Below are 22,139 nucleotides of genomic sequence, written 5' to 3' on the forward strand. Positions count from 1 at the left end.
ACAATGTGGAAATGAATGTCGAGCTGATCGTGCCGATCGCCATGGAAGAGAAGCTGCGCTTCGCTATCCGTGAAGGTGGCCGCACCGTCGGCGCCGGCGTCGTCTCCAAGATCGTCGAGTAAAAGTACAAACCAGGTCGGGGCGGCGCCTCATGGGTTGTCGCCCCGACCTTGCTCTTTTTGAAAGTTAAGAACGGGATCGGTTTGATGGAACGTCAAAACATCCGCATTCGCCTGAAGGCGTTCGATCACCGGGTTCTGGATAATTCCACCCGGGAGATTGTCTCCACGGCCAAGCGCACGGGCGCGAACGTTCGCGGTCCGATTCCGCTGCCGACGCGTATCGAGAAATTCACTGTGCTGCGTTCGCCGCACATCGACAAGAAGTCGCGCGAACAGTTCGAAATTCGGACTCACAAGCGTCTTCTCGACATTGTAGACCCCACCCCGCAGACGGTTGACGCGCTGATGAAGCTCGACCTGTCGGCCGGTGTGGACGTCGAGATCAAGCTGGGAGCGTAGGACTATGCGCCAGGAAGATCGTAGAACCGGCGTGATCGCCCGCAAGCTGGGCATGACGCGCGTGTTTGCCGAAGACGGTACCCACGTGCCGTGCACGGTGCTGCACATGGACAATGTCCAGGTGGTGGCTCACAAGACCGCTGACCGTGATGGTTATGTGGCGCTGCAGCTGGGTGCTGGCGAGGCGAAAGCCAAGCGTACGCCGAAAGCCATGCGCGGCCACTTCGCCAAGGCCAATGTGGCCCCGAAGCGCAAGCTGGTCGAATTCCGCGTCTCGGACGACGCCCTGATCGAGGTTGGCTCCGAGCTGACCGCCGATCACTTCGTCCCCGGCCAGAAGGTCGATGTGGCGGGTACGTCCATCGGTAAGGGTTTCGCCGGTGCCATGAAGCGGCACAATTTCGGCGGCCTGCGCGCCACGCACGGCGTGTCCATCTCGCACCGTTCGCACGGTTCGACCGGTCAGTGCCAGGACCCCGGCAAGGTGTTCAAGGGCAAGAAAATGGCCGGCCACATGGGCGCTGCCCGCGTGACCACGCAGAACATCGAAGTGGTCCGTGTCGACGCTGATCGCGGCCTCGTGCTGGTCAAGGGCGCCGTGCCCGGATCGGCCGGCGGCTGGGTTGAGCTGCGCGACGCGGTCAAGGGACACGGCGATGCTGATCTGCCGCGTCCGGGCAAGTTTCGTTCGCTCGACGAGCTGAACGCCCCGGCGACCGAGGCTGCGGCCCCGGAAGCGGCCGGCGGTGAAGAAGGAACGCAAGCATGAAGATCGAGGTCAAAACCCTCGCGGCGAAGGACGCCGGTGCCATCGATCTCGACGATGCCGTCTTCGGCATTGAAGAGGTGCGCTCCGACCTCCTGCAGCGCGTCGTGAAGTGGCAGCTGGCAGCCCGCCAGCAAGGCACTCACAAGACGCTCGGCCGTTCGGAAATCAATCTGACGAAGAAGAAGTTCGGTCGCCAGAAGGGCGGCGGTGGCGCTCGCCACGGCGCCCGTTCGGCTCCGATCTTCGTCGGCGGCGGCAAGGCCCACGGACCGCGCGTCCGCAGCCACGCCCACGACCTTCCCAAGAAGGTTCGCGCGCTTGGCCTGCGTCACGCCCTGTCGGCCAAGGCCGGGTCCAACTCGCTGATCATCCTGGATGATGCGGCCATGGATGCGCCGAAGACCAAGGAGCTTCGCAGCTCGTTCGAGGGTCTGGGCATTTCCAATGCCCTGGTCATCTCCGGCGAGGACGTGAACGAGAATTTCGCCAAGGCGGCTCGCAACCTGCCGGCCATCGACGTGCTGCCCGCCCAGGGCCTCAACGTCTATGACGTGCTGCGTCGCGACACCCTGGTGCTGACCAAATCCGCCGTGGACAAGATCCACGAGCGTCTCAGCGCGAAGGAGGCTTGAGATGTCAACTGCTGCGCGCCATTACGATACGATCCTGGGCCCGGTGATCACGGAAAAGTCCACCCTGCTGTCTGAAGACGGCAAGGTAGTCTTCTTCGTGCCCCTGACCGCCAACAAGAAGGACATCGCGCAAGCGGTCGAGTCCCTCTTCAAGGTCGAGGTCACCGCGGTGAACACCATCAAGGTGCACGGGAAAACGAAGCGCTTCCGCGGTATCGCGGGTCGGCGCAATGACCAGAAGAAAGCGGTCGTGACTCTCGCAGAGGGTCACTCGATCGACGTGACGACGGGTCTGTAAGATGGCTTTGAAAACATTCAAACCGACTTCTCCGGGCCGCCGTGCCCTGGTGCTCGTGGATCGCTCCGCGCTGCACAAGGGACGCCCCGAGAAGACGCTGGTCGAAGGCCTCACCAAGTCGGGTGGCCGCAACAATACCGGCCGGATCACCGCTCGTCGTCGTGGCGGCGGTGCCAAGCGCCTGTATCGCCTGATCGACTTCAAGCGTCGCAAGTGGGACGTGCCGGCGACCGTAGAGCGCCTGGAATACGACCCGAACCGGACGGCGTTCATCGCGCTCCTCAACTATGAGGATGGCGAGAAGGCCTACATCCTGGCCCCGCAGCGTCTCGCCGTTGGCGATACGGTGATCGCGTCGGCCAAGACCGATGTGAAGCCGGGCAATGCGATGCCGCTGAAGGGCGTCCCGGTCGGCACCATCCTCCACAATGTGGAGATGAAGCCGGAGAAGGGTGGCCAGATCGCGCGTTCCGCCGGTGCCTATGTCCAACTGGTTGGCCGTGATGCCGGCTACGCCCAGATCCGTCTGGCTTCGGGCGAGCTGCGCATGGTTCCCGATACCTGCATGGCCACGGTCGGTGCGGTATCGAACCCGGACCACCTCAACATCAATCTCGGCAAGGCCGGTCGCAATCGCCATCTCGGCAAGCGCCCGTCGGTCCGCGGTGTCGTCATGAACCCGGTTGATCACCCGCATGGTGGTGGTGAAGGCCGGACTTCGGGTGGTCGCCACCCGGTGACCCCGTGGGGCAAGCCGACCAAGGGTGCGAAGACCCGGAAGAACAAGTCGACCGACAAGTTCATCATCCGCTCGCGCCACGAGCGCAAGAAGCGATAGGGAGCCGGAGATGCCGCGTTCTGTATGGAAGGGTCCGTTCGTCGACGGTTATCTGCTGAAGAAGGCAGAAAAATCGCACGAGGGTGGCCGCAAGCAAGCGATCAAGACCTGGTCGCGCCGTTCAACCATCATGCCGCAATTCGTGGGCCTGACTTTCCAGGTGCACAACGGCAACAAGTTTGTGCCTGTGCTGATCAGTGAAGACATGGTCGGTCACAAGCTCGGTGAATTCTCTCCGTCCCGGACCTATTACGGTCACGCGGCGGACAAGAAATCCAAGCGGAGATAAGCGATGGGCCAGTCTGCCAATCCCCGTCGCGTCGCTGACAACGAAGCGCGCGCCAAGCTGCGGATGATCCGCACCAGCCCGCAGAAGCTCAATCTTGTGGCCGCGCTGATCCGCGGCAAGAAGGTCGAGCGGGCGCTGGCGGATCTCGAGTTTTCGCGCAAGCGCATCGCCAAAGAGGTCAAGAAGACCCTCGAGTCCGCGATCGCGAATGCCGAGAACAATCACGGCCTCGACATTGACAGCCTTGTCGTGTCGGAAGCCTTCGTCGGCAAAAATCTTGTGATGAAGCGCTTTCGGGCTCGTGCACGCGGTCGCGGCGCGAAGATCCTGAAGCCGTTTTCCGAGCTCACCATTGTGGTGCGTGAAGTCGAGGAGGCCGCCTGATGGGTCAGAAAGTCAATCCGATCGGTCTGCGCCTCGGCGTCAACCGCACCTGGGAGTCCCGCTGGTATGCCGGCGCTGGCGAGTACGCCAAGCTGCTCCACGAGGACATCAAGATCCGCAAGATGCTCAAAGAGCGTCTCAAGAATGCCAGCGTCTCGAAGATCGTCATCGAGCGTCCGCACAAGAAGTGCCGCGTCACCATCCACACGGCTCGTCCGGGTGTGGTGATCGGCAAGAAGGGTTCGGACATCGAGACGCTCCGCAAGGAGCTGTCGAAGATGGTCGACGGCGAAGTCTTCCTGAACCTGGTCGAAGTGCGCAAGCCGGAAGTCGACGCTACCCTGGTGGCGGAATCGATTGCCCAGCAGCTCGAGCGTCGTGTGGCTTTCCGCCGCGCCATGAAGCGCTCCCTGCAATCGGCCATGCGCATGGGTGCCAAGGGCTGCAAGATCCTTTGCGGCGGCCGCCTCGGCGGTGCCGAGATTGCCCGTAGCGAGCAGTACCAGGAGGGCTCCGTGCCGCTCCACACGCTGCGCGCCAACATCGATTATGGGACCGCCGAAGCCAAGACCGCGATGGGAATCATCGGTATCAAGGTCTGGATCTACAAAGGCGAGATCATGGAACACGACCCGACCGCCCAGGAGCGCACGCTCCAGGAGTCGGGTGAGCAGCGCGCCCGCTCGGGCCGCCAAGCCGCGTAAGGATATCAGCCATGCTGCAACCGAAACGCACGAAATTCCGCAAGGCGCACAAAGGCCGTATCAAGGGTGCTGCGAAGGGGGGCTTCACGCTCAACTTCGGGTCCTATGGTCTCAAGGCGCTTCAGCCGGAACGCGTGACGGCGCGTCAGATCGAAGCGACGCGTCGTGCCATTACCCGCCACATGAAGCGTGCGGGCCGTGTCTGGATCCGTATCTACCCGGACGTGCCGGTTTCCAAGAAGCCGACCGAAGTTCGTATGGGTAAGGGCAAGGGCTCGGTCGAGTACTGGGCCTGCAAGGTCAAGCCCGGCCGTATCATGTTCGAGATCGACGGTGTCCCGGAGAATGTTGCTCGCGAAGCTCTTGAGCTCGGCGCGGCAAAGCTTCCGGTGAAGACCAAGATCGTCGCCCGCCTCGGCGAATAGGGAGAACACAACGATGAAATCCGTTGACGTTCGCGCGATGACCGAAGACCAGCTGAAGGACGAGCTCCTGAAGCTGAAGAAAGAACAGTTTAATCTGCGCTTCCAGCAGGCTTCCGGCCAGCTGGAGAACACCGCCCGCTACACCCAGCTGCGCCGCGACATCGCGCGCATCAAGACGGTGCAGGGCGAGCGCAAGCAACAGCAAGGGAGCTGACGATGCCGAAGCGTATCCTGCAAGGCGTCGTGGTGAGTGACAAAGGTGCCAAGACCGTCGTGGTGCGTGTGGAACGGACTTTCCTCCACCCGCTGCTGCGCAAGACCGTCCGTCGCACCAAGCGTTATCACGCGCATGACGAACAAGAGACGTTCAAAGTCGGTGAACAGGTCCAGATCCAGGAATGTGCACCCAAGTCGAAACTGAAGCGGTGGGAGGTTGTTCGCGCCGAGGCCTAGGCCTGGTGAGAGCAAGCCTTTCTCTTAAGGAGGATCTGCGATGATCCAGATGCAAACCAATCTGGACGTGGCCGACAATTCTGGCGCCCGCCGTGTGCAGTGCATCAAGGTGCTCGGCGGTGCCAAGCGTCGCTACGCCCACGTCGGAGACATCATTGTCGTCTCCGTCAAGGAAGCCATTCCGCGCGGTCGCGTGAAGAAGGGTGACGTCCGCAAGGCCGTCGTCGTTCGTGTCGCCAAGGACATCAAGCGCAAGGACGGTTCCGTCATTCGCTTTGACGGAAATGCCGCCGTCATCATCAACAACAACAACGAGCCGCTCGGCACGCGTATCTTCGGCCCGGTTCCGCGCGAACTGCGCAACAAGAACCACATGAAGATCGTCTCGCTGGCTCCGGAGGTGCTGTAAAATGGCCGCCAAGATCAAGAAGGGCGACAAAGTCGTCGTTCTCGCCGGCCGTGACAAGGGCAAGACCGGCGAAGTCATGCAGGTGATCCCGACCGAGGACCGCGTCATCGTGGCCGGCGTGAATGTGGTCAAGCGCCACACCCGCGCCACCCAGACCGACCAGGGCGGAATCAAGGAAAAGGAAGCCTCGCTGCACATTTCGAATGTGGCGCTGGCGGACCCCAAAACCGGCGAGGCAACCCGTGTTGGCTTCAAGACGCTTGAAGACGGCAAGAAGGTTCGCATCGCCAAGAGCTCGGGCGAGGTTATCGATGTCTGATACCGCCACCTATACCCCGCGCCTCCGTGCGAAGTATCACGCTGAGATTCGTGATCGCATGAAGGAAAAGTTCGGTTATACGAACCCCATGCAGATCCCGCGTCTGGACAAGATCGTGATCAACATGGGTGTCGGCGAGGCTTCCCAGGATTCCAAGAAGATCAAGGGTGCCCTGGCTGACCTCGAAGCCATTGCCGGCCAGAAGCCGGTACAGACTGTCGCCAAGAAGTCCATCGCGGGCTTCAAGCTCCGCGAGGAGCAGGTGATCGGTGCGAAAGTGACGCTGCGCCAGGATCGTATGTACGAATTCCTGGACCGCCTCATCACGGTCGCCCTGCCGCGTGTGCGTGACTTCCGCGGGCTCAACGGAAAGAGCTTCGACGGTCGTGGCAATTACGCGATGGGTCTGAAAGAACATATCGTTTTCCCGGAAATCGACTATGACAAGGTCGAGAAGATCCGGGGCATGGATATCGTTGTCTGCACCACCGCGGACAATGATGAAGAAGCGAAGGCCCTGTTGGCCGAGTTCGATTTTCCGTTTTCGAACTGACGCAACAGGAGAGCGGGTCCATTCGGGGCTCGCACGCAGGAGAACTTAAATGGCGAAAACATCCGCAGTTGAACGCAATCGCAAACGCGAGCGTATGGCCAAGCGTTATGCTGCCAAACGTGCCTCGCTGAAAGCGACCGCGCGTGACCAGGAGCTGCCGGTCGAGGAGCGTTTTGCTGCTCAGCTGAAGCTCGCGGCTCTGCCGCGCAATTCCGCACCGTCGCGTGTGCGTAACCGGTGCGAGATCACCGGTCGTCCGCGCGCTTTCTACCGCAAGCTTCGCATGTCGCGTATCGCGCTGCGTGATCTGGCCAGCCAGGGTTTGGTCCCGGGCATGGTCAAGTCGAGCTGGTAAGAGAGGGAGACGAAACATGTCTGTGAATGATCCTCTCGGCGATATGCTGACCCGCATCCGCAACGCGCTGATGCGCAACAAGCGGACGGTGTCCACGCCGGCCTCGGCGCTGCGTCGCCGTGTTCTCGAAGTGCTGAAGAGCGAAGGCTACATCCGCGATTTCGCGGAAGTCGAGCATGGCTCCGGCATGAAGGAGCTCGAGATCGAGCTCAAGTATTTCGAAGGTGACTCGGTCATTTCGGAGATCAAGCGTATCTCCAAGCCCGGTCGCCGCGTCTATTCCGGCGTCAAGGATCTTCCGCTCGTCCAGAACGGCCTCGGCATCGCAATCCTCTCCACGCCGCGCGGCGTGATGTCGGATTCGACTGCTCGTGAAGCCAATGTGGGCGGCGAGATCCTCTGCCACGTCAGCTAAGGGAGCGAACCCATGTCACGTATCGGTAAACTCCCGGTCGCCCTTCCGTCTGGCGTCACTGCCAATCTCGGCGACTCTTCACTCACCGTGAAGGGCCCGAAAGGCGAGCTGTCGATGGCGATCGTCGACGATGTCACCATCACCCAGGGCGAAGACGGTCTGACCGTCAAGCCGACCAACGAGACCAAGCGGGCTCGGGCCATGTGGGGCATGCAACGTGCCATCCTGGCCAATCTGGTCCAGGGTGTTTCGGCCGGCTTCGAGAAAGACCTCGAACTGGTCGGCGTTGGTTACCGCGCACAGATGCAGGGTTCCGCCCTGAAACTGTCGCTGGGCCTGTCGCACGACGTCGTCTATGACGCGCCGCAGGGCATCACCATTGCTGTTGCCAAGCCGACCGAGGTGAAAATCTCGGGCGCTGACAAGCAGCAGGTCGGCCAGGTCGCCGCGGAAATCCGCCGCTTCCGTCCGCCGGAGCCCTACAAGGGCAAGGGCATCAAATATGCGGGCGAGTACATTCGCCGCAAAGAAGGCAAGAAGAAGTAGGGCGAGCGATGAAGACTCAACGCGAAAAATCCGTCCGCCGCGCTCAGCGCACGCGGATCCGCCTGCGGAAACTGGCCAATGGCCGTCCGCGGCTCTCGGTCTACCGTTCTTCGAAGAACATCTACGCCCAGATCATCGACGATGTGGCGGGCAAGACGCTGGTGGCTGCTTCCTCGCTCGAGGAAGCCGCGACCAAGCAACACGCCAAGGGCACGGACGTGAAAGCGGCCGAAGTCGTTGGCAAGTTGCTGGCCGAGCGCGCCGTCAAGGAAGGCGTCAAGGAAGTCGTCTTCGATCGTGGCGGTTACATCTATCACGGGCGCGTCAAAGCGCTCGCAGAGGCGGCCCGCGAGGGCGGTCTGAGCTTTTAAGGGAGCGGACGTATGGCTCATGAGCAACAGCGCGACCGGGGTGACCGGGGCGGACGTGGCCGCGGCCGCGGACGGGACCGTGACCAGGAGCGTGACGACGAGCTCGTAGACAAGCTCGTCCACATCAACCGCGTCGCCAAGACGGTGAAGGGTGGCCGGAACTTCCAGTTCGCCGCACTCGTCGTGGTCGGCGACCAGAAGGGCCGTGTCGGCTTTGGCCAGGGCAAGGCACGTGAAGTGCCGGAAGCCATTCGCAAGGCCACCGACGAAGCCAAGAAGACCATGGTTCGCGTGCCGCTGCGCGAAGGCCGGACCCTGCATCACGACGGCAAGGGCCGTCACGGTGCCGGCAAGGTCGTGCTGCGGGCAGCGCCTCCGGGTACCGGTGTTATCGCCGGTGGTCCGATGCGTGCCGTGCTGGAGACCCTCGGTGTCCAGGACGTCGTCGCCAAGTCGGTCGGCACTTCGAACCCGTACAACATGATCCGCGCCACCATCGACGCGCTGAAGTCCCAGTCGAGCCCGCGCTCGGTTGCGGCGAAGCGCGGCCTGAAGGTTGGCGATGTGGTGAACCGTCGTGCCGATGGCGCGTCGTCGCCGGAAGCGATCGAAGCGTAAGGACGCCGGATAATGGCCAAGAAAACTCTTCGTGTGCGCCAGACGGGTAGCCCCATCCGCCGCCCCAAGGACCAGCACCAGACGCTCGTGGGCCTCGGCCTCGGCCGCATCGGCCGCGTGCGTGAACTTGAAGACACCCCGTCTGTCCGCGGCATGATTGCCAAGGTCAGCCATATGGTGGAAATCGTCGAGGAGTAGGTCCCGTTTTCGGGAAACCGCTCCATCGAATGGAGAACGACATGCGTCTCAATGAATTGCGCGACAAAGAGGGTGCCACCAAAGAGCGCACCCGCGTCGGCCGTGGTATCGGCTCGGGCAAGGGCAAGACCGGTGGCCGGGGTGTCAAAGGTCAGAAATCCCGCTCGGGTGTGGCCATCAAGGGCTTTGAGGGCGGCCAGATGCCGCTCCACATGCGTCTGCCCAAGCGCGGCTTCAACAAGCCGAACCGGAAGCAGTGGGCCGAGGTCAATCTCGGGCGCCTGGAAAAGGCCATTGCGGCCGGCACGATCGACGCCAAGAAGCCGATCGACGGTGACGTGCTCGTCGCGGCGGGCCTGGTCCGTCGTCAGCTTGACGGTGTGCGCCTCCTTGCGAAGGGCGAACTGAAGTCCAAAGTGGAAGTGACCGTTGCCGGTGCCTCCAAGGCGGCCATCGAGGCTGTCGAGAAGGCCGGTGGCAAGGTGACCCTGACCGCTGCGTCGAACGACGCGTCGGAATAAGCGACTTACCTCGACCTTCCAAAGGACGTTTAGATGGCTTCAGCTGCTGAACAGCTCGCTGCGAACATGAACTTCAGCTCCTTCGCCAAGGCGAAGGAGCTGCAGCAACGAATCCTGTTCACGATCGGTGTTCTGATCGTGTACCGGATTGGTACCTTCGTTCCGGTCCCGGGTATCGACCCGGAACAGTATGCCCGTGTTTTCGAACAGAATTCCGGCGGCATCCTGCAGATGTTCAACGTGCTGGGCGGCGGCGCCGTCGAACGCATGGCGATCTTTGCCCTGAACGTCATGCCGTACATTTCCGCCTCGATCATCATGCAGTTGATGTCGGCCACCGTTCCCAGCCTTGAAAAGCTGAAGAAGGAAGGTGGCGAGCAGGGGCGGCAGCAGATCAACCAGTATTCGCGGTATCTGACTGTGCTGCTGGCGACTGGCCAGGCGCTGGCCATCGCGATTGGCATGAACACGCCGAATGCGGACGGCCTGACCATGGCCGTCAACCCGGGCCCGTTCTTCATAGCCTCGACCGTCATCACCCTGGTCGGCGGAACCATGTTCCTGCTGTGGCTGGGTGAGCAGATCACTGCCCGCGGCGTCGGCAACGGTGTCTCGCTGATCATTTTCGCCGGTATCATCGCGGCCGTTCCCGGCCTGCTTGGCGGCGCCCTTGCCGCCAGTGCCGCAGGCAGTCTGAGCCCGGCCACCTTCTTCGGTGGGGCCCTGCTCATCCTGGCCGGCCTGGTGCTGGTGGTCTTCGTCGAGCGCTCGCAGCGTCGGCTTCTGGTCCAGTATCCCAAGCGCCAGCAGGGCAACCGGATGGTTGGGGGCGATACCTCCTTCCTTCCGCTCAAGCTCAACACGGCCGGTGTCATCCCGCCGATCTTCGCCTCGGCTCTGCTCCTGCTTCCGGCCACCGCCGCCGGTTTCCAGTCGCAATCCGGCCCGCAGTGGCTGCAAACCATGGTCGCCTATCTGGGCGCCGGTTCGCCGCTCTTCCTGGTGCTGTACTCGGCGATGATCATCTTCTTCTGCTTCTTCTACACCTCCGTGGTGTTCAACCCGGAAGATACCGCTGACAATCTGCGCAAGTATGGTGGCTTCCTGCCGGGCATCCGCCCGGGCAAGCGGACCGCCGAGTACATCGACTATGTGCTCTCGCGTCTGACCCTGATCGGGGCCATCTACCTGACCATCATCTGCGTCACGCCGATGATCCTGAGTGGCGGCGCCGGTGGTATCGCTCTTGGTGGCACGTCCATCCTCATCGTTGTCTCTGTGACCATGGACACGATTTCGCAGATCCAGTCGCACTTGCTGGCCCATCAGTACGAGGGGTTGATCAAGAAGTCGAAGCTGCGGGGGCGGAAGCGATGAATGTAATTTTGTTCGGGCCTCCGGGCTGCGGCAAGGGAACCCAAGCGAAGCGGCTTGTTGCCGATCGCGGCTGGGTTCAGTTGTCGACCGGAGACATGCTGCGCGAGGCGAAAGCTGCCGGCACCGAGCTTGGCCAACGTGTGGCCGCAATCATGGATGCCGGTAACCTGGTGTCCGACGAGATCGTCATCGAGCTGATCGAAGAACGTCTGCCGGAGGCGGAAGCCGCCGGTGGCGCCATCTTTGACGGCTTTCCGCGGACCGTCGCCCAGGCCGAGGCGCTCGATGCTGCCCTGGCCAAGCGCGGGTCGAAGGTCGATGCCGTCGTCCAGCTGATGGTCGACGAAGACGAATTGGTGGCGCGCATGGAAAAGCGCGCTGCCGAAGAAGGACGCGCCGATGACAATATCGAAGCGTTCAAAGTGCGTTTGAAAGCCTACCAGGACCAGACCGCTCCGCTCATCCCGTTCTATGCCCAGCAGGGCAAGTTGCGGGAGGTCGAGGGCATGGGGTCCATGGACAAGGTCTCGGCGGAAATCGCTGCGGCCCTGGACAAGAAGTGACTTGCACCTGTTGCAACCCCATTGACGGGGTGGCAACGCTGACTGTAGATAGCGCCCTTCGCGAAACGGGCGAGCTCACGCGGCGACCGAAAGGTTGTCCGTTGGGTCGTCCGCGAACGGCGTTCTGAATTGGGAGATGGATTGTGGCCCGTATTGCCGGCGTCAATATTCCGACGAACAAGCGCGTAGAGATCGCGCTGAGTTACATCCACGGCATTGGCCCGGCCAAGGCGAAGGAGATCTGCGAGCAGGTTTCCATCTCGCCCGAGCGCCGCGTCAGCGACCTCAACGATGCAGAGATCCTGCAGATCCGCGAAGTGATCGATCGTGATCACATCGTGGAAGGCGATCTGCGCCGTGAGGTGGCCGTCAACATCAAGCGTCTCATGGACCTCGGTAACTATCGTGGCCTACGGCATCGCCGTGGTCTGCCGGTCCGTGGGCAGCGCACTCACACCAATGCGCGCACGCGCAAAGGTCCGGCCAAACCGATCGCCGGTAAGAAGAAGTAGGGGCCAGAATCATGGCTAAGGATACCGGCCGCGTTAAGCGGCGTGAGCGTAAGAACATCACGGCGGGCGTTGCCCACGTGAATGCCAGCTTCAACAACACCATGGTGACCATCACCGACGCTCAGGGCAACGCGATTTCCTGGTCGTCTTCCGGTCACATGGGCTTCAAGGGTTCGCGCAAATCGACCCCTTACGCAGCCCAGATGGCGGCAGAGGATGCCGGCAAGAAAGCCATGGAACACGGAATGAAGACCATTGAAGTCAAGGTCTCCGGTCCGGGTTCGGGACGTGAAAGTGCCCTGCGGGCGCTTCAGTCGGTGGGTTTCACCATCACCACCATCCAGGACGTCACGCCGATTCCGCATAACGGTTGTCGTCCGCCGAAGCGCCGCCGCGTTTAATCCAACGCAGCAGCGGATTTCGCCTGTTGAACGCGCCGCCGGCATGGCCGTGCGGCTGATGAAGGGGCAGTAAGAACGTGATCGAAAAGAACTGGCAAGAACTCATCCGCCCGATGAAGCCGGAAATCGAGCCGGGGCACAGCCCCGAGCGCCAGGCGAAGATCGTCGCCGAACCGCTGGAGCGTGGCTTCGGCATGACTCTCGGCAATGCGCTTCGCCGTGTGCTGCTGTCCTCTCTGCAGGGCGCTGCGGTGACCAATGTGCACATTGATGGCGTCGTCCACGAGTTCTCGTCGATCGACGGCGTTCGTGAAGACGTCACCGACATCGTGCTCAACATCAAGCAGATCGCCCTGCGCATGCATGGCGAGGGGCCCAAGCGCGTCGTCCTCAAGAAAACCGGTCCGGGTGTTGTCACCGCCGGCGATATTGAAGAGTCTGCCGACGTCGAGATCGTCAACAAGGATCTGGTCCTGTGCACCCTCGATGAGGGCGCCGAGATCCGGATGGAGTTCACGATCAACACCGGCAAGGGCTATGTGCCGTCCGAGCGTAACCGCCCGGAAGATGCCCCGATCGGCCTGATCGGCGTTGATGCACTGTACAGCCCGGTCAAGCGTGTGTCCTACCGCGTCGAGAATACGCGCGAAGGTCAGGTGCTGGACTATGACAAGCTGATCCTCGAGATCGAGACCGACGGGACCGTGACCCCGGAAGATTCCGTGGCCTATGCCGCGCGCATCCTCCAGGACCAGTTCCAGATCTTCATCAACTTCGAGGAAGCCGTCGAGGCCCGTCCGGCCGAGGACGACAAGCCCGAGCTCGATTTCAACCCGGCGCTGCTGCGCAAGGTCGACGAGCTGGAGCTGTCCGTGCGTTCGGCGAACTGCCTGAAGAACGACAACATCGTCTACATCGGCGACCTGATCCAGAAGTCCGAGGCGGAGATGCTCCGTACCCCGAACTTCGGCCGCAAGTCGCTCAATGAGATCAAGGAAGTTCTCGCCCAGATGGGTCTCCATCTCGGCATGGAAGCGCCGAACTGGCCGCCGGAGAACATCGAAGATCTCGCCAAACGTTTCGAGGATCACGTCTAGGCAGCTGCCGGGAGGCACCTGAACCGGACTTGAGGAGATAAAGCCATGCGCCACGGCATCGCACACCGCAAGCTCAACCGTACCCACTCGCACCGCAAGGCGATGCTGGCCAACATGGCCGCCTCGCTGATCGAGCACGAGCAGATCGTCACCACCTTGCCGAAAGCCAAGGAACTGGCGCCTTTCATGGACAAGCTCATCACGCTGGCCAAGCGCGGTGACGTGCATGGCCGCCGTCTGGCCATGTCCAAGGTCCGCAATGAGGGCCAGGTGAAGAAGCTGTTCGACACGCTCGGCGGCCGCTACTCCGAGCGCGACGGTGGTTACACCCGCGTGCTCAAGGCCGGGTTCCGTCATGGCGACAACGCCCCGATGGCGGTCATCGAGCTGGTCGATCGCGACCCGGCTGCCAAGGGCGCTGCCGACCGCGCCCGGCTGGAAGCCGAAGAGGGCATGACCGAGGAGTAAGCCTCGCGTCATGACAGGTTCAGGAAAAGGCGGCTTTGCTTCAGCAAGCCGCCTTTTTCGTGCCCGGGAGTCCGACTATATGAGCCTCATGATGAAGCCAGTTCTTATTGCCAGCCTCCTGTTTGCCGCCGCCTGCAGCCAGGCCGCGGATGTCGATGCCCAGCCGGACGATCTCCAGGTCCCGCCTGCGAACCCGAGCCCGCCGGTCAGTGATCTCACGCAAGCCGATGATCGCGTGCTGCCCGAAAGCCGGGCGGACATGCAGATGTCATTTGCGCCGATTGTACGGGAAGCCGCGCCGGCGGTGGTCAATGTCTATACCCGCCGACAAGTGCAGGCCGTTGATCCGTTCTTCTCGCGCTTTTTCGGCAATCAGCCGCGTCAGCAAAATTCCCTCGGCTCCGGAGTCATCGTCGACCCGTCCGGGGTCATCGTGACCAATAATCATGTCGTGGCCGGGGCGACCGAATTGCGTGTCGTGCTGGCGGACCGGCGCGAGTACGAGGCGGAGATCCTGCTGACCGACGAAGCGTCGGACCTGGCAGTGCTGCGTGTCGCTACGGATGAGCCGCTGCCCGTGATGAATTTCGACATGTCCGGCGATATCGAGGTCGGTGATCTGGTGCTCGCCATCGGCAATCCCTTTGGCGTCGGTCAGACGGTGACTTCGGGAATAGTCTCGGCCTTGGCCCGCACCGATGTCGGACGGTCGGACTATGCATCCTTCATCCAGACCGATGCGGCCATCAATCCGGGCAATTCCGGTGGAGCGCTGGTCGACATGCAGGGCGAGCTGGTCGGGGTCAACACCATGATCTTCTCGCGCTCGGGCGGCTCGAACGGCATCGGTTTCGCCATCCCGGCCGAACTGGTGCGGCGGGTCGTCGACACCGCGCTGTCGGAAGGCGAGCTGATCCGGCCCTGGCTGGGCGCCCGCCTGCAGACAGTCAGCAATGACATCGCCCAGAGCCTGGGGCTGGACCGACCGCAGGGCGCGCTGATCGGCGAGGTCTATCCCGACAGTGCGGCGGACCGGGCCGGGCTGGAGCAAGGCGATATCATTCTCGCCATTGACGGGCGTGAGGTGAACAATGACGCCGGTGCCCGCTTCCGGCTGGCCACCCGCGCTGCCGGCGAGGAAGCGGTATTCACCGTGCTCCGGGACGGCCAGGAAGCCAGGCTGGGTGTTGTGGTCGAGGCTGCGCCGGGTCTTCCCGAACCCGCCCCTCTGGTGGTCAACGGACGTAATCCGCTGAGCGGGGCCTCGGTGGTGGAAATGAGCCCGGCCTTCAATGAACGCGTCGGATTGGACCCGTTCGAGGGCGGGGTGATCGTCACGGGCATCGCAAGACGCTCGATCGCGCAGGGGTTCGGAATCCGGCCCGGCGACCGGTTGCTCGCGGTTGCGAATGAGCGCATCCGCACGCTGGATCAGCTTGAGGACGTGCTGGAGCGGCGCGACGGCGATCAGCTATGGCCAGTGGTCATTGAGCGTCGTGGACGCCGTCACGAGGCCACCTTGCGGCTTTATTGAGGTTTGCTGGCCTGTAGTCGTCTAGAGAGGGGCGCGGCGACGGCCCGAGGGCTGGTCCGCTATCTCCAGATCGACTTTCACGCGGTTGCCGGCGGGCAATCTGCACGCCTCGCAACCGAAAATCTGTGCCCCGGTCTTTCCTCGCTGTGGCTGTCAGGCAGACTAGCGTCATGAGCAATCTCTTCGAAGCCGCCGGTCTGGAAACCGGCACGCCCCGGCCAATGGCCGACCGGCTGCGACCCAAGTCCCTGGATGAGGTGGTGGGCCAGGATCACTTGTTGGCGGGATCGGGTCCGATAGCGCGCATGCGAAGTCAGAACCGGCTCGCCTCGATGATCCTGTGGGGGCCCCCCGGGGTTGGCAAGACGACCATTGCCCGCTTGCTGGCCGAGGACAGCGCGCTGGAGTTCGAACCGCTGTCCGCCGTGTTCTCCGGCGTTGCCGACCTGAAGAAGGCCTTCGAACGGGCGCGGGCACGGCGACAGGCCGGGCGTGGCACACTGCTTTTCGTCGACGAGATACACCGTTTCAACAGGGCCCAGCAGGACGGTTTCTTGCCGGTGGTCGAAGAGGGCGTCATTACCCTAGTGGGAGCGACGACCGAGAATCCCTCCTTCGAGCTCAACGCGGCGCTGCTGTCGCGGTGCCAGGTGCTGGTGCTCAAGCGCCTTGATGATGACGGGCTGGAGCAACTGATCGCGCGGGCGGAAGCGGAGATGGGGCGGACCCTGCCGCTGGATGCGGAGGCGCGCCGCCTGCTGCGCAACATGGCCGATGGCGATGGGCGCTATCTCCTGAACCTCGTTGAGGAGACCTTCACGCTGGAGACCGAGGCGCCAATCGGGCCGGACCGGCTGGGTGAGCTCCTGAACAAGCGGGCGACGGCCTACGACAAGGACCGGGAGGAGCATTACAATCTCATCTCGGCTTTGCACAAGGCGGTGCGAGGTTCCGATCCGGATGCCGCGCTATACTGGTTTGCTCGCATGCTGGAAGGCGGCGAAGACCCGCTTTTTCTGGCCCGGCGGCTGGTGCGGATGGCGTCGGAAGAAATCGCCATTGCCGACCCGACGGCGCTCATGGTCACCGCCGAGGCGGCCCGGACCTATGAACGCCTTGGCTCGCCGGAAGGGGAACTGGCGCTGGCCCATGCCGTTGTGCACCTGGCCACGGCACCCAAATCGAACGCCGTTTATATCGCCTACAAACGGGCCCGCCGCATGGCCAAGGAGACCGGGTCGCTGATGCCGCCGGCGCATATCCTCAATGCCCCGACCAAGCTGATGAAGTCGCAGGGCTATGGCGCCGGCTACGAGTACGACCACGATGCCGAGGACGGGTTTTCCGGGCAGGATTACTTCCCCGAGGGCCTGTCGGAGCGGCCGGTATTCTACCAACCCAAGCCGGTTGGACGCGAGGCGGTTCTGGTCGAGCGACTGGCCGAATGGCGTCGCCGCCGAGACGCGCGCCGCACGACCGGTTCCGACGACGACGCATAAAATCGCACTTGTCGACTCGTCCCTGAAACGAGAGTCTCCCTCCGTTCAACCATGGGGGGAAACATGCAGAAACTTTCCGTAGTGCTGGGTCTGGCCTGGCTGCTGATCGGCATGACGCTGGGTCAGGTCATGGGCGCCAGCGGGGACCATTCGCAAATGCCGACACACGCCCACATCATGCTAGTCGGCGGCGCCTTGTCGATATTCTGGGGCATCCTGTTCCGATTGTTCGCGCCGGAGGCGGGACTGCTGGGGTGGATCCAGCTGATCCTGCACCAGGCCGGGACGGTGGTCCTCGTCGGCTTTCTCTACATGCTCTACGGCGGACAGATGCCGGAAGCGGAGGCCGGGCCGATCCTGGGCATTGCCGGCTTTGGCATCATGCTGGCGGCAGCGCTGATGCTCTGGGTAGTGGCCCGCAGCCGCACCAGCTGATCAATCCTCGGCCGGGTCCGGACAGGGGCCGGCCGCGGCAATTACCTGATCGACGTCGAAGGGTAGGAGGCCGAGCGCCTCGCGACGCGTATCGAGAGCATCCGGCGCTTCGACCTGCCAGATCTGTGCCGTTCCGTCGCTGCAATCGGTGGCGGTTCCATAAGGCTGTGGCCGGTTTTCCTGCCTGGCTAGGGCATCGGCCCGTTCAGCGTAGGCCTGGCCGTCAATCAACCCGGCACGGGCCACGGGGCCGAGGGCCGTGACCACAGCGCCAGCGTTGTCCTGGTCCCGCTCGGCCAGCGAGATGAGCTGCGAGCCGGCGCGGGCATCGACGGTCCAGAGTCCGACCAGGTCGATTTCTGTCAATTGCTCGACGGCCCAGCCGGTATTGCTGGTCTCGACGCGCTCGATCAGGGGATGCAGGGCGGACAGAACCTCGCTGCGGCTTTCGGCGTCAATAGCGGGGCTGGAAATGGCGGGCAGGGTAAGCTCGGCGAGATAGCGTTCCTGGGCGCGCCGGGCCGCGAGCTGGGCGATCACCACGTGCCAGTCCTGCCAGTTTCGACGGGCTTCGGCGATCAGGTCAGCGGCGGTGACTGGCGTCTCGACCGGCTCCGCGTTCTCGACCCGGGTTTCGACGCCGGTATTCTGGACGGGGGTCTGGTCGCGCCTCAGGTCGGCCTCCTGCAGGAAGAGGGCGGCGGACAGCAAGACGATGGACATGAAACACGCTCCGACTGGTGACGCGGCCAGTCTAGCGGTTCTGCGGCCCGGTAAAAGCCGGAGTGTGGGGTGTGACGGGGTTTACGTCACATCTGGCGGCGCGCAAACAAAAACGGGACCGGCTGGGCCGCGTCCCGTTTCTGGTATCGGTCGAGGTGTCCGGGCGGGGCCGGGATGCCGGATCAGAGTGTGCTTCCGAGCGCAATCATCACGCCACCGGCGACGCCGGCCATGAAGAGCACATTAATCAGGGTGGTCAGGGTCGAGGAGAAACGAGTCATTGAAGTGTCCATTCATTGTTGTTTTCCGGGCTGATCCCGGTTTGTGGCTTGGTAAATAGGGAGTTAGCGTCCTGGCGACCACGTCCTTTACCGGCCGGCCGCTATGCAAAAACAGATGGCTAAACATAAATTAGTTGCAATGTTGAGGGGGTGTGCCGGACAGGCCCACGCCACAGCGCAATTCGTGCGGCCGCCGGCCGGGCCGACCAAGAGTCGCGGCCTTGCCAGCCGCCTCCTGCCAGCCTATCGAGCGGGGATGTTGAATTATCTGCTGATTGCGGCCGGCGGTGCGCTGGGTGCCATGGCGCGCTATGCCGTCAGCCGGACGGCCGAGCGAGCCTGGGGCCCGGACCAGGTCTGGGGAACCCTCGCGATCAATATCGTCGGCGGCATTCTGATGGGTTTTCTGGTTGGCTGGCTGGTCAGTCAGGGCCGGGATGGAAGTCAGGCGGTTCGGCTGTTTGCCGCGGTGGGCGTGCTGGGTGGTTTCACGACCTTCTCTGCCTTCTCGCTTGAACTGGTTCAATTACTCCAGCGCAAGCTTTATCTGGGTGCGTTCGGTTATGGAGCCGGATCAGTTGTGCTGGCGGCGGGTGGACTGATGATCGGCCTGGTGATCATGCGAAAGGTGAGTTCATGAGCGGCGTTCAGACAATTACCGTGGAGGCTAGCGAAGACGGTTCGCGCGTCGACCGTTGGTTCAAGCGGCGCTTCCCGCATGTTTCCCAGGGCATGGTCCAGAAACTGTGTCGCAAGGGGCAGGTGCGTGTGGACGGCGGCCGGGTCAAGGCCGACAGCCGGGTCAGCGAGGGCCAGCAGGTGCGGGTGCCGCCGTTGCCGGAGCCCGGCGAAAAGCCACCGGGCAACCGCCTGTCCCGGGAGGATGAAGATTTCATCCGCTCCCTGGTCATCTATGAGGACAAGGAGCTCATCGCCTTCAACAAGCCGGCGGGGCTGGCCGTACAGGGCGGTTCCAAGACAACCCGGCACATTGACGGCATGCTCGACGCCTTCGGCGAGGGGCTTGAGCGACCGCGCCTGGTGCACCGGCTCGACAAGGACACCTCGGGTATCCTGATCGTCGGCAAGGGCCCGAAGGCGACGGCGCGTCTGGCCAAGGCCTTCCAGTCGCATCGCACGAAGAAGACCTACTGGGCCATCGCCATCGGCGTGCCCAAGCCTAAGAAGGGCGAAATCAAGGGCTTCATACGCAAGGACGCGATCGCCGGCACCGATAGCGAGCGTGAGGTCATGGTGGCAGCATCGCACGGTGATGCCGGGGCCCAGCACGCGCTGACGCGCTATGTCGTGGTGGGCGAGGCGGGCCAGAAGGCCAGCTGGGTAGCGCTGCGACCGGTGACCGGGCGAACGCACCAGTTGCGGGTGCACCTGGCAGCCATGGGCACGGCCATCCTCGGCGACAAGAAATACACTTGCCACCGACCGGCGCCGGAGGACCTGGGGCGGCGACTCTGCCTGCACGCCCGCCGCCTGGAAATCCCGCGCGATGGCCAGAAGCCGCTGGTTCTGACAGCCGAACTGCCCAAGCCGCTGAAGAAAATCTACGACACGCTGGGCTTCGTGGAGAACGAGATCGACGAGGCGATGGTCGAGGAGGACCTGGCTTAAGCTCCCTGCAGCGCTCACACGGAGTCACGTTCGCGTCACTTGCGCGCGAGCCCGTCGACACCGCCCCGACGGGGTGGTTTCGTGGGGTTTTCGGAGGGGACACATGATCAAGTCGCTTGTCCAATTGTCGATAGCCGGACTGCTCGGCTTCGGCACGGCCTGGGCCCAGTCAGAGGATTGGATTGATAACGTCAATCGCGAGGCGTTGGAATCCGGCGGATTTCACCTTGGCCTGTTCGTTGACGGGGAACCGGACGGGTTCATGCGGTTCGGCTGGTACAGTGATGACGAAGGTGTGCATCTCTGGGATCGGTCGATGATTCATTCGCGCGGCGATTACGAGGTGTTCGAGGCGCTGCTGGACGCCGCAACCCTGTCACCGATCTCGATCGACCTGCGCTACCATTCCGGCATTCGTTACGCGGTCGTGGACAGCGATCTGGTGGCTGGCAAGACGACAGGCTCGGTGGATATCCACGCTCCCCAGCAAGAGGTCATCCGGTCGCCCATCGACCGACAGCTCGAGCCGGGCACGCTCGTGCGAGCCACCTTCTTCATGCTTGCGTCCGTGCTCGAGCTTGAGCCCGGGGATGTTGTTGAATTCGACTGGTGGGTTCCGATGCGCGACGCAGTCGAGACAGTGACCCTGACGGCCAGGGCTTACGAGCAGGTCGACACGCCGGCCGGGCAGTTTGACGCGCTGCGGATCGAGCAGCGGGGCGGCACCCCGCCCAACGACATCTTTGTTGACAGGGCGAGCGGGCAAGTTGTTAGGCTCGACGTGCCGGAGGCTCCCTTCCGATATCTCGCCATGCCACTCGAGACCGCCGGTGGCGACCCGTCCTAGGCCTCGGCCTTGGCGGCCTGCCGTGCCTTGAATGCAGCCAGCTTTTCTGGTGCCGTTTCGGTCTGGTAGCGCTCTTTCCAGAGGGATGGCGACATGCCGTAGATCCGCGCGCGGGCTTCGTCGCGGCTGACGTTTATGCCCCGGTCCTCGGCGGCTTCCTGCCACCAGTCGCCCAGGCAGTTGCGGCAGAAGTCGGCGAGCAACATCAGGTCGATGTTCTGGACCTCGTGGTGCTCCTGCAAATGGCTGATCAGGCGACGAAAGGCCGCTGCATCTAGCGCTTCGCGGTCGCGGTCGGTCAGCGGGGCGTTAGGGGGCTGGGCCATCGGGCTGCTCCTGAAAAGGTTATGGCGCGAGTTAGGCACGGCGCGCGCGCCTTGTCACCCGGCGCTGTGGTGCCTATGTCCGCCGCTCAGCGGAACAGGCCGGATTTCGATGGATACTCCTCTCAAGCTTGCCATCTGGGACATTGATGGAACGCTGGTCGACAGTCGGCAGGTGATCCAGGCGGCGATGGATGCAGCGTTCCGACGGGCCGGCCTCGGCGGCATCGAGTACGAACGCACGCGCACCATTGTCGGACTCGAGCTGGGCGAAGCGGTGCGCCGGCTGGCGCCGCCGGACTATCCTTCCGCGCGGTTGGCCGAGCTGACCGGCTGGTACAAGCAGGCCTTTGTCGAGCAGCGCGCCGAGAAGGGCTTCTCCGAACCGCTCTATGCGGGGGCAAGGGAGACGCTCGAACGCCTTGTTGACGACGGGTGGCTTATGGGCGTGGCCACAGGCAAGGCGCGGCGCGGGCTCGATATCGTGTTCGAGCATCACGACCTGCATCGCTATTTCGATACCTTCCAGACGGTCGATCACGGTCCCGGCAAGCCGCATCCGCGCATGGTGCTGGATGCTCTCAGAGAAACCGGAACACGGCCGGGCCAGGCGCTCATGATCGGTGATACCCGGTTCGATATGGAGATGGGACGCAATGCGGGGGTGCGAACACTTGGCGTGAGCTGGGGGTTTCACACCCAAAGCGAAATCGAGGCGGGCGGTGCGGACGAGATGCACCATGATTTCGATAGCCTGAACGCGGCCTTCGACCGTTTCGAACCGGTGCTGCCCAACCCTTCCCAACCTGCTGCCGGGGCAGTTAGACCCTAA

Annotated in this window: 37 protein-coding genes; 35 read left to right on the top strand and 2 right to left on the bottom strand. The window is 63.0% G+C overall.

Features of this window, described 5'->3' with window-relative positions; translation table 11 throughout:
* From ACXYMR_RS12530 to ACXYMR_RS12680, 31 genes are all read left to right on the top strand, one after another.
* A partial coding sequence (locus ACXYMR_RS12530; protein WP_458943457.1) for an EF-Tu C-terminal domain-related protein occupies window positions 1-122 on the top strand: 122 nt, incomplete at its 5' end.
* An 84-nt stretch (window positions 123-206) separates the two neighbouring features.
* The gene (gene rpsJ / locus ACXYMR_RS12535; RefSeq protein WP_011643734.1) at window positions 207-521 is read left to right on the top strand and encodes a 30S ribosomal protein S10; all 315 of its coding nucleotides are present in this window, start codon (window positions 207-209) and stop codon (window positions 519-521) included.
* Window positions 522-525: 4 nt separating this feature from the next.
* Window positions 526-1,290 (top strand): 50S ribosomal protein L3, encoded by a 765-nt coding sequence (rplC, locus tag ACXYMR_RS12540; RefSeq protein ID WP_458943224.1) that lies wholly within the window; start codon window positions 526-528, stop codon window positions 1,288-1,290.
* Entirely contained in the window at window positions 1,287-1,922 is a 636-nt protein-coding gene (gene rplD / locus ACXYMR_RS12545; RefSeq protein WP_458943225.1) for a 50S ribosomal protein L4, read from the top strand. Before rplC ends, rplD begins: the two co-directional genes overlap by 4 nt.
* A 1-nt stretch (window position 1,923) precedes the next feature.
* Entirely contained in the window at window positions 1,924-2,220 is a 297-nt protein-coding gene (locus tag ACXYMR_RS12550; RefSeq protein ID WP_458943226.1) for a 50S ribosomal protein L23, read from the top strand.
* A gap of 1 nt (window position 2,221) precedes the next feature.
* Entirely contained in the window at window positions 2,222-3,058 is an 837-nt protein-coding gene (gene rplB, locus ACXYMR_RS12555; RefSeq protein WP_458943227.1) for a 50S ribosomal protein L2, read from the top strand.
* A 10-nt stretch (window positions 3,059-3,068) separates the two neighbouring features.
* Entirely contained in the window at window positions 3,069-3,347 is a 279-nt protein-coding gene (gene rpsS / locus ACXYMR_RS12560) for a 30S ribosomal protein S19 (RefSeq protein ID WP_458943228.1), read from the top strand.
* A 3-nt stretch (window positions 3,348-3,350) separates the two neighbouring features.
* On the top strand, window positions 3,351-3,731 hold the full coding sequence (rplV, locus tag ACXYMR_RS12565) for a 50S ribosomal protein L22 (RefSeq protein ID WP_458943229.1): 381 nt from the start codon (window positions 3,351-3,353) through the stop codon (window positions 3,729-3,731).
* On the top strand, window positions 3,731-4,435 hold the full coding sequence (gene rpsC / locus ACXYMR_RS12570) for a 30S ribosomal protein S3 (protein WP_458943230.1): 705 nt from the start codon (window positions 3,731-3,733) through the stop codon (window positions 4,433-4,435). The genes rplV and rpsC overlap by 1 nt, the downstream gene beginning before the upstream one ends.
* Window positions 4,436-4,446: 11 nt before the next feature.
* Window positions 4,447-4,860, top strand: coding sequence for a 50S ribosomal protein L16 (rplP, locus tag ACXYMR_RS12575; RefSeq protein ID WP_458943231.1), 414 nt, complete (start codon window positions 4,447-4,449; stop codon window positions 4,858-4,860).
* 13 nt (window positions 4,861-4,873) lie between these two features.
* Complete coding sequence (gene rpmC, locus ACXYMR_RS12580) at window positions 4,874-5,074, top strand: 50S ribosomal protein L29 (RefSeq protein ID WP_458943232.1); 201 nt, start codon at window positions 4,874-4,876, stop codon at window positions 5,072-5,074.
* A gap of 2 nt (window positions 5,075-5,076) precedes the next feature.
* Window positions 5,077-5,313: a 30S ribosomal protein S17 gene (gene rpsQ / locus ACXYMR_RS12585; protein WP_458943233.1), complete on the top strand. Its 237-nt coding sequence runs from the start codon at window positions 5,077-5,079 to the stop codon at window positions 5,311-5,313.
* A gap of 40 nt (window positions 5,314-5,353) precedes the next feature.
* Complete coding sequence (gene rplN / locus ACXYMR_RS12590; RefSeq protein ID WP_458943234.1) at window positions 5,354-5,722, top strand: 50S ribosomal protein L14; 369 nt, start codon at window positions 5,354-5,356, stop codon at window positions 5,720-5,722.
* 1 nt (window position 5,723) lies between these two features.
* On the top strand, window positions 5,724-6,041 hold the full coding sequence (gene rplX, locus ACXYMR_RS12595; protein WP_458943235.1) for a 50S ribosomal protein L24: 318 nt from the start codon (window positions 5,724-5,726) through the stop codon (window positions 6,039-6,041).
* Entirely contained in the window at window positions 6,034-6,594 is a 561-nt protein-coding gene (gene rplE, locus ACXYMR_RS12600; protein ID WP_458943236.1) for a 50S ribosomal protein L5, read from the top strand. Before rplX ends, rplE begins: the two co-directional genes overlap by 8 nt.
* 49 nt (window positions 6,595-6,643) lie before the next feature.
* Window positions 6,644-6,949 carry a 30S ribosomal protein S14 gene (rpsN, locus tag ACXYMR_RS12605; RefSeq protein WP_458943237.1) on the top strand — a complete coding sequence of 102 codons (306 nt, stop codon included), beginning with the start codon at window positions 6,644-6,646 and terminating at the stop codon, window positions 6,947-6,949.
* A 16-nt stretch (window positions 6,950-6,965) separates the two neighbouring features.
* Window positions 6,966-7,364, top strand: a complete 399-nt coding sequence (gene rpsH / locus ACXYMR_RS12610; RefSeq protein WP_458943238.1) for a 30S ribosomal protein S8 — start codon at window positions 6,966-6,968, stop codon at window positions 7,362-7,364.
* Between the two features lie 12 nt (window positions 7,365-7,376).
* Entirely contained in the window at window positions 7,377-7,910 is a 534-nt protein-coding gene (gene rplF / locus ACXYMR_RS12615; RefSeq protein WP_458943239.1) for a 50S ribosomal protein L6, read from the top strand.
* An 8-nt stretch (window positions 7,911-7,918) separates the two neighbouring features.
* Window positions 7,919-8,281: a 50S ribosomal protein L18 gene (gene rplR, locus ACXYMR_RS12620; protein WP_458943240.1), complete on the top strand. Its 363-nt coding sequence runs from the start codon at window positions 7,919-7,921 to the stop codon at window positions 8,279-8,281.
* A gap of 12 nt (window positions 8,282-8,293) precedes the next feature.
* Window positions 8,294-8,899: a 30S ribosomal protein S5 gene (rpsE, locus tag ACXYMR_RS12625; protein ID WP_458943241.1), complete on the top strand. Its 606-nt coding sequence runs from the start codon at window positions 8,294-8,296 to the stop codon at window positions 8,897-8,899.
* Window positions 8,900-8,911: 12 nt separating this feature from the next.
* Window positions 8,912-9,097, top strand: a complete 186-nt coding sequence (rpmD, locus tag ACXYMR_RS12630; RefSeq protein ID WP_458943242.1) for a 50S ribosomal protein L30 — start codon at window positions 8,912-8,914, stop codon at window positions 9,095-9,097.
* A 41-nt stretch (window positions 9,098-9,138) separates the two neighbouring features.
* Window positions 9,139-9,618: a 50S ribosomal protein L15 gene (rplO, locus tag ACXYMR_RS12635; RefSeq protein ID WP_458943243.1), complete on the top strand. Its 480-nt coding sequence runs from the start codon at window positions 9,139-9,141 to the stop codon at window positions 9,616-9,618.
* Window positions 9,619-9,651: 33 nt separating this feature from the next.
* Window positions 9,652-10,995: a preprotein translocase subunit SecY gene (secY, locus tag ACXYMR_RS12640; RefSeq protein ID WP_458943244.1), complete on the top strand. Its 1,344-nt coding sequence runs from the start codon at window positions 9,652-9,654 to the stop codon at window positions 10,993-10,995.
* Window positions 10,992-11,558, top strand: a complete 567-nt coding sequence (locus ACXYMR_RS12645; protein ID WP_458943245.1) for an adenylate kinase — start codon at window positions 10,992-10,994, stop codon at window positions 11,556-11,558. The genes secY and ACXYMR_RS12645 overlap by 4 nt, the downstream gene beginning before the upstream one ends.
* Before the next feature lie 143 nt (window positions 11,559-11,701).
* A complete protein-coding gene (gene rpsM, locus ACXYMR_RS12650; protein WP_458943246.1) occupies window positions 11,702-12,070 on the top strand; it encodes a 30S ribosomal protein S13 in 369 nt (122 codons plus the stop codon).
* 11 nt (window positions 12,071-12,081) lie between these two features.
* Entirely contained in the window at window positions 12,082-12,471 is a 390-nt protein-coding gene (rpsK, locus tag ACXYMR_RS12655; protein WP_458943247.1) for a 30S ribosomal protein S11, read from the top strand.
* Between the two features lie 77 nt (window positions 12,472-12,548).
* Window positions 12,549-13,568, top strand: a complete 1,020-nt coding sequence (locus ACXYMR_RS12660) for a DNA-directed RNA polymerase subunit alpha (protein WP_458943248.1) — start codon at window positions 12,549-12,551, stop codon at window positions 13,566-13,568.
* 45 nt (window positions 13,569-13,613) lie between these two features.
* Window positions 13,614-14,036, top strand: a complete 423-nt coding sequence (gene rplQ / locus ACXYMR_RS12665) for a 50S ribosomal protein L17 (protein WP_458943249.1) — start codon at window positions 13,614-13,616, stop codon at window positions 14,034-14,036.
* Between the two features lie 79 nt (window positions 14,037-14,115).
* A complete protein-coding gene (locus tag ACXYMR_RS12670; RefSeq protein ID WP_458943250.1) occupies window positions 14,116-15,570 on the top strand; it encodes a Do family serine endopeptidase in 1,455 nt (484 codons plus the stop codon).
* Window positions 15,571-15,740: 170 nt separating this feature from the next.
* The gene (locus tag ACXYMR_RS12675; protein ID WP_458943251.1) at window positions 15,741-17,069 is read left to right on the top strand and encodes a replication-associated recombination protein A; all 1,329 of its coding nucleotides are present in this window, start codon (window positions 15,741-15,743) and stop codon (window positions 17,067-17,069) included.
* Window positions 17,070-17,132: 63 nt separating this feature from the next.
* Window positions 17,133-17,504, top strand: a complete 372-nt coding sequence (locus tag ACXYMR_RS12680; RefSeq protein ID WP_458943252.1) for a TonB-dependent receptor — start codon at window positions 17,133-17,135, stop codon at window positions 17,502-17,504.
* Here the strand turns inward: ACXYMR_RS12680 and ACXYMR_RS12685 are convergent, their stop codons facing one another.
* Window positions 17,505-18,227 (bottom strand): hypothetical protein, encoded by a 723-nt coding sequence (locus tag ACXYMR_RS12685; protein ID WP_458943253.1) that lies wholly within the window; start codon window positions 18,225-18,227, stop codon window positions 17,505-17,507.
* Window positions 18,228-18,764: 537 nt separating this feature from the next.
* On the opposite strand from ACXYMR_RS12685, the gene crcB reads away from it, so the two are divergent.
* The 3 genes from crcB (at window position 18,765) to ACXYMR_RS12700 (ending at window position 20,984) form a co-directional block, all read left to right on the top strand.
* A complete protein-coding gene (gene crcB, locus ACXYMR_RS12690; protein WP_458943254.1) occupies window positions 18,765-19,148 on the top strand; it encodes a fluoride efflux transporter CrcB in 384 nt (127 codons plus the stop codon).
* The gene (locus tag ACXYMR_RS12695) at window positions 19,145-20,137 is read left to right on the top strand and encodes an RluA family pseudouridine synthase (RefSeq protein ID WP_458943255.1); all 993 of its coding nucleotides are present in this window, start codon (window positions 19,145-19,147) and stop codon (window positions 20,135-20,137) included. Before crcB ends, ACXYMR_RS12695 begins: the two co-directional genes overlap by 4 nt.
* A gap of 103 nt (window positions 20,138-20,240) precedes the next feature.
* A complete protein-coding gene (locus tag ACXYMR_RS12700) occupies window positions 20,241-20,984 on the top strand; it encodes a DUF3108 domain-containing protein (protein ID WP_458943256.1) in 744 nt (247 codons plus the stop codon).
* Here the strand turns inward: ACXYMR_RS12700 and ACXYMR_RS12705 are convergent.
* On the bottom strand, window positions 20,981-21,310 hold the full coding sequence (locus tag ACXYMR_RS12705) for a DUF1244 domain-containing protein (protein ID WP_458943257.1): 330 nt from the start codon (window positions 21,308-21,310) through the stop codon (window positions 20,981-20,983). The two genes, ACXYMR_RS12700 and ACXYMR_RS12705, sit on opposite strands and share 4 nt — an antisense overlap.
* Window positions 21,311-21,419: 109 nt before the next feature.
* On the opposite strand from ACXYMR_RS12705, the gene ACXYMR_RS12710 reads away from it, so the two are divergent.
* The gene (locus tag ACXYMR_RS12710; protein ID WP_458943258.1) at window positions 21,420-22,139 is read left to right on the top strand and encodes an HAD-IA family hydrolase; all 720 of its coding nucleotides are present in this window, start codon (window positions 21,420-21,422) and stop codon (window positions 22,137-22,139) included.

It is taken from the genome of Maricaulis sp. CAU 1757 (assembly GCF_054482675.1).

Coding starts and splice junctions, on each gene's coding strand:
- rpsE (WP_458943241.1), top strand. CDS start 8,294: ATGGCTCATGAGCAACAGCGCGACCGGGGTGACCGGGGCGGACGTGGC.
- ACXYMR_RS12680 (WP_458943252.1), top strand. CDS start 17,133: ATGCAGAAACTTTCCGTAGTGCTGGGTCTGGCCTGGCTGCTGATCGGC.
- ACXYMR_RS12710 (WP_458943258.1), top strand. CDS start 21,420: ATGGATACTCCTCTCAAGCTTGCCATCTGGGACATTGATGGAACGCTG.
- rpmD (WP_458943242.1), top strand. CDS start 8,912: ATGGCCAAGAAAACTCTTCGTGTGCGCCAGACGGGTAGCCCCATCCGC.
- rpsS (WP_458943228.1), top strand. CDS start 3,069: ATGCCGCGTTCTGTATGGAAGGGTCCGTTCGTCGACGGTTATCTGCTG.
- ACXYMR_RS12695 (WP_458943255.1), top strand. CDS start 19,145: ATGAGCGGCGTTCAGACAATTACCGTGGAGGCTAGCGAAGACGGTTCG.
- ACXYMR_RS12550 (WP_458943226.1), top strand. CDS start 1,924: ATGTCAACTGCTGCGCGCCATTACGATACGATCCTGGGCCCGGTGATC.
- rplB (WP_458943227.1), top strand. CDS start 2,222: ATGGCTTTGAAAACATTCAAACCGACTTCTCCGGGCCGCCGTGCCCTG.
- rplQ (WP_458943249.1), top strand. CDS start 13,614: ATGCGCCACGGCATCGCACACCGCAAGCTCAACCGTACCCACTCGCAC.
- rplX (WP_458943235.1), top strand. CDS start 5,724: ATGGCCGCCAAGATCAAGAAGGGCGACAAAGTCGTCGTTCTCGCCGGC.
- ACXYMR_RS12670 (WP_458943250.1), top strand. CDS start 14,116: ATGAGCCTCATGATGAAGCCAGTTCTTATTGCCAGCCTCCTGTTTGCC.
- ACXYMR_RS12685 (WP_458943253.1), bottom strand. CDS start 18,227: ATGTCCATCGTCTTGCTGTCCGCCGCCCTCTTCCTGCAGGAGGCCGAC.
- rpsJ (WP_011643734.1), top strand. CDS start 207: ATGGAACGTCAAAACATCCGCATTCGCCTGAAGGCGTTCGATCACCGG.
- rplF (WP_458943239.1), top strand. CDS start 7,377: ATGTCACGTATCGGTAAACTCCCGGTCGCCCTTCCGTCTGGCGTCACT.
- ACXYMR_RS12705 (WP_458943257.1), bottom strand. CDS start 21,310: ATGGCCCAGCCCCCTAACGCCCCGCTGACCGACCGCGACCGCGAAGCG.
- rpmC (WP_458943232.1), top strand. CDS start 4,874: ATGAAATCCGTTGACGTTCGCGCGATGACCGAAGACCAGCTGAAGGAC.
- ACXYMR_RS12645 (WP_458943245.1), top strand. CDS start 10,992: ATGAATGTAATTTTGTTCGGGCCTCCGGGCTGCGGCAAGGGAACCCAA.
- rpsQ (WP_458943233.1), top strand. CDS start 5,077: ATGCCGAAGCGTATCCTGCAAGGCGTCGTGGTGAGTGACAAAGGTGCC.
- rplE (WP_458943236.1), top strand. CDS start 6,034: ATGTCTGATACCGCCACCTATACCCCGCGCCTCCGTGCGAAGTATCAC.
- rplO (WP_458943243.1), top strand. CDS start 9,139: ATGCGTCTCAATGAATTGCGCGACAAAGAGGGTGCCACCAAAGAGCGC.
- rpsK (WP_458943247.1), top strand. CDS start 12,082: ATGGCTAAGGATACCGGCCGCGTTAAGCGGCGTGAGCGTAAGAACATC.
- rplC (WP_458943224.1), top strand. CDS start 526: ATGCGCCAGGAAGATCGTAGAACCGGCGTGATCGCCCGCAAGCTGGGC.
- rplR (WP_458943240.1), top strand. CDS start 7,919: ATGAAGACTCAACGCGAAAAATCCGTCCGCCGCGCTCAGCGCACGCGG.
- ACXYMR_RS12675 (WP_458943251.1), top strand. CDS start 15,741: ATGAGCAATCTCTTCGAAGCCGCCGGTCTGGAAACCGGCACGCCCCGG.
- rplD (WP_458943225.1), top strand. CDS start 1,287: ATGAAGATCGAGGTCAAAACCCTCGCGGCGAAGGACGCCGGTGCCATC.
- ACXYMR_RS12700 (WP_458943256.1), top strand. CDS start 20,241: ATGATCAAGTCGCTTGTCCAATTGTCGATAGCCGGACTGCTCGGCTTC.
- rplP (WP_458943231.1), top strand. CDS start 4,447: ATGCTGCAACCGAAACGCACGAAATTCCGCAAGGCGCACAAAGGCCGT.
- rpsH (WP_458943238.1), top strand. CDS start 6,966: ATGTCTGTGAATGATCCTCTCGGCGATATGCTGACCCGCATCCGCAAC.
- rpsC (WP_458943230.1), top strand. CDS start 3,731: ATGGGTCAGAAAGTCAATCCGATCGGTCTGCGCCTCGGCGTCAACCGC.
- crcB (WP_458943254.1), top strand. CDS start 18,765: ATGTTGAATTATCTGCTGATTGCGGCCGGCGGTGCGCTGGGTGCCATG.
- rplV (WP_458943229.1), top strand. CDS start 3,351: ATGGGCCAGTCTGCCAATCCCCGTCGCGTCGCTGACAACGAAGCGCGC.
- rplN (WP_458943234.1), top strand. CDS start 5,354: ATGATCCAGATGCAAACCAATCTGGACGTGGCCGACAATTCTGGCGCC.
- secY (WP_458943244.1), top strand. CDS start 9,652: ATGGCTTCAGCTGCTGAACAGCTCGCTGCGAACATGAACTTCAGCTCC.
- rpsN (WP_458943237.1), top strand. CDS start 6,644: ATGGCGAAAACATCCGCAGTTGAACGCAATCGCAAACGCGAGCGTATG.